This is a genomic window from Enterococcus columbae DSM 7374 = ATCC 51263, assembly GCF_000406925.1.
In the GTDB taxonomy this organism is placed as follows: Bacteria; Bacillota; Bacilli; order Lactobacillales; family Enterococcaceae; genus Enterococcus_E; species Enterococcus_E columbae.
This window is the reverse complement of the sequence record NZ_KE136348.1, coordinates 250,868-254,121: the sequence shown is the minus strand read 5'-3', so window position 1 is coordinate 254,121 and position 3,254 is coordinate 250,868. Positions and strand designations below refer to the sequence as shown.

General features: G+C 37.6%; 2 protein-coding genes and 1 pseudogene. All 3 read left to right on the top strand.

The window, feature by feature from the left end; genetic code table 11:
* Positions 1-1,113 (top strand): annotated as a pseudogene (locus RK02_RS11990) (hypothetical protein); the annotation flags it as partial.
* A gap of 67 nt (positions 1,114-1,180) precedes the next feature.
* The gene (locus RK02_RS12585; protein ID WP_169333836.1) at positions 1,181-1,258 is read left to right on the top strand and encodes an LPXTG cell wall anchor domain-containing protein; all 78 of its coding nucleotides are present in this window, start codon (positions 1,181-1,183) and stop codon (positions 1,256-1,258) included.
* 107 nt (positions 1,259-1,365) lie between these two features.
* The coding region (locus tag RK02_RS06175; RefSeq protein ID WP_169333834.1) for a YSIRK-type signal peptide-containing protein at positions 1,366-3,254 on the top strand (1,889 nt) is incomplete at its 3' end.

The window sequence follows — 3,254 nt, the reverse complement described above, 5'->3', positions numbered from 1 at the left end:
GATGGCGATGGTGTCAAAGATGGCCAAGAAGTTAAAGATGGCACGAACCTATTAGATGCTGATTCTGATAATGATGGTTTAACCGATGGCGAAGAAAAAGATTTAGGTACGGATCCAAACAAGGTGGATACTGATGGCGATGGCTATGCTGATGGAGTCGAAGTTGAAAAAGGTACCGATCCATTAGATCCAACAGACCACCCAACTTCAGCTAACAATAACGGTGGTAATACAGGCGGTAATACCGGTGGTAATACCGGCAACAACGGTAGCGACAATGGAAATAATGGAGGTACCGCAGCAGAAGATCGTGTGACTGTTTACCGCGTCTACAACCATAACTCAGGCGAACACGTATATACGACAGATAAAGCGGAATACGATAACCTAGTGAAAGTTGGTTGGACAGGCGAAGGAGTAGCTTGGATTGCTTCGAATAAAGGCGTTGCAATCATGCGTCTATACAACCAAGCTTCAGGTCAACACCTATACACTGCTGATAAAGAACGCTATGATCAATTAGCGAAAGAAGGATGGACACAAGAAGGTCTAGCATTCTACTCTAACCCAGCAGATGGCCTAGCAGTTCGTCACCTTTACAATGCGAAAACAGGTCAACATGTTTACACAACTTCGCAATATGAATTTGACGAATTAGTGAAACATGGATGGAGTGCACAAGACAATACTTGGAATGCAGTGGAAACCGTAACGAATGTCTACCGTGTATATAACCACAATTCTGGGGAACATCTATACACTGCAGATGAAAATGAATACAACAAACTTGCAAGCCTAGGTTGGAAGAAAGAAGGTCTAGCATGGCAAACTGATTCATTAGGCGAAAAAGTTTACCGTCTATACCAAGCTTCAACTGGTGCACATCATTACACAACGGATGAAGCAGAATATACCGCAATGGCAAACCAAGGATGGACCCAAGAAGGAGTGGCATTCTACACTGACTCTAATAAAGCAGTCGAAGTTTTCCACTTATTCAATCCAAAAGCCAAAGCAATTGCCCAACATTTATTCACAACGGATGTGAAAGAACGTGAAAAATTAGTGGCTCGCGGATGGCAAGTTCAAGAATCAATCTATCGAGGTTTATAATCTCCTCAAATAAAACAAGGGAATCTCTCGTAATAGAGGGGTTCTCTTGTTATTCACGATATAATGAATGTATCATTTTTTTGGAGTGGTGGCATTGATTAGTGGATTAGTACTTGGATTTAAGAATCGTAAAAAAGAAGACTAGTAGCTTATCAAAAATCTTTTGTCATTGATAAGAGAGTAATCGGCCTACCAAGATACTACATTTTGGTAGGCCGATTTTTATAAGTAATGAAAGTGATTGGTAAAAATATGTTAAAAGAAAAAAAGAATAAATATAGTATACGTAAACTCAGTGTGGGAGTAGGTTCCGTAATTATTGGATTTATATTATGTAGTCCGATTTATGCAGATACTGATGCGATAAAAAATGAACTTTCAAATTTTGTAGTATCAAAATATTACGCAAAAGATACTGATAATGATGGGATTATTGATCGATATGATAGAGAACCTGAGAAATGGAATGTAACTGATCGAGATTTAAGACTTTTCACAGAACTTGCTTATCGAACTTCTGATGAACTCACCAAAATTTTTAACAAGGATCAAGCCGCTATTGCTGATTTTAATTCAACAAAATTATTAAATGTCACTGATGTATCTGAAATTGTCAATAATTGGCAATTTGTTAAACAAATTCATCAAACGAATGGTTTTTCAGCGACGATTTTTACAAACGGGCGAGAAGCTGTCGTATCTATTGCTGGAACAAATGATGGGAATGATGGCGATGATGATATAGACATTTTTAATGGTGCACAACCTGGACAAGTAAATAGTTTAAAAGAAATCGTCAGTGCTTTGAGTGAATATGATAATTATTATTTAACCGGACATTCATTAGGCGGATATCTTGCAGTCTATATGGCAGCAAGTTATTTATATAATAACAACCAGCTAAAACATGTTGCAGTGTTTAATGCTCCGGGGATAAAAGACTCATGGTCATGGATATCGGGAAATTTATTACATCGCACAACTACAGAAAATAGTTTAAAATTAACAGACGAATTGAGTGCACCTAAAATCAATAATGATGCTGATAGTAGATTTAGCGGTGAGGAGGGTTTCATTCAACCCTATAGTATAAATGGCGATACTGTCGGTGGTTTATACTATTATGGAAATACACGATGGGCAAATCAAATCAATAATGGCAGTAAACACTCTAGTACAAACTTTTTTGGTACTAAAAAAGATGAAAATTTTAAAAAATGGTTTTCCACCGGTTATCGATTAGATACACCATATATTACAGATGATAGTGATTTCGATGGGCTAACGGATAAAGATGAATTGGCAATTGGAACTGATTTAAATACTATTGATACAGATAATGATGGTTATGGTGATAAAATTGAGTTGGCTAGTGGTACTGATCCACTAGATGCATCCAGTTTTCCGAAACTAAGTGATTTTTATTATTCGGCTGTCACCAAAGGGCTTACTTTTAAAACACCGACTGAGATTCAAAAAAACACACTGATTGGAGTAGCTGCGACTGCTCTAGATACCAGTTTTGAAGCATTGAAAGATCAAATACCAATTTTACACCCATCTGAAGTAGTTTATACAATTTTGAATGAACCTGATGATTGGTCAAAAATTCCAGGTAAATATGATGTATTATTACAAGCGAAGTATAAAGATAATTCAATATCAAATGTGTTTAAACTACCGATAACAATTAGTTTAAATCAATTACGGGAAGAATATATCGATAAAATTAATCAGTTAGGTAATTTGACTGAGAATGAAAAAAATAATTTTATTAATCAATTGAGTACTAATAACGAAAGCAATTTTGAGAGCATATTATTAGCTGCAATCAATTTGAATGATGGGAGAACAGGTATTCCGGAAACACCAACTACGGGTGAGGAGGACGAGTCAACCAATCCGACTACACCAACAGAAGGAGAAACACCAACTACAGGTGAGGAGGACGAGCCAAGCAATCCGACTACACCAACAGAAGAAACACCAACTACAGGTGAGGAAGAAGAGCCAACCAATCCGACTACACCAGCAGAAGGAGAAACGCCAACTGCAGGTGAGGAGGTCGAACCAACCAATCCGACTACACCAACAGAAGAAACACCAACTACGGGTGAGGAAGAAGAGCCGACCAATCCGAC

Bases quoted from the DNA above. Each gene is read 5' to 3' on its own strand.
- RK02_RS12585 (WP_169333836.1), top strand. From the start codon at position 1,181: ATGTATCATTTTTTTGGAGTGGTGGCATTGATTAGTGGATTAGTACTT.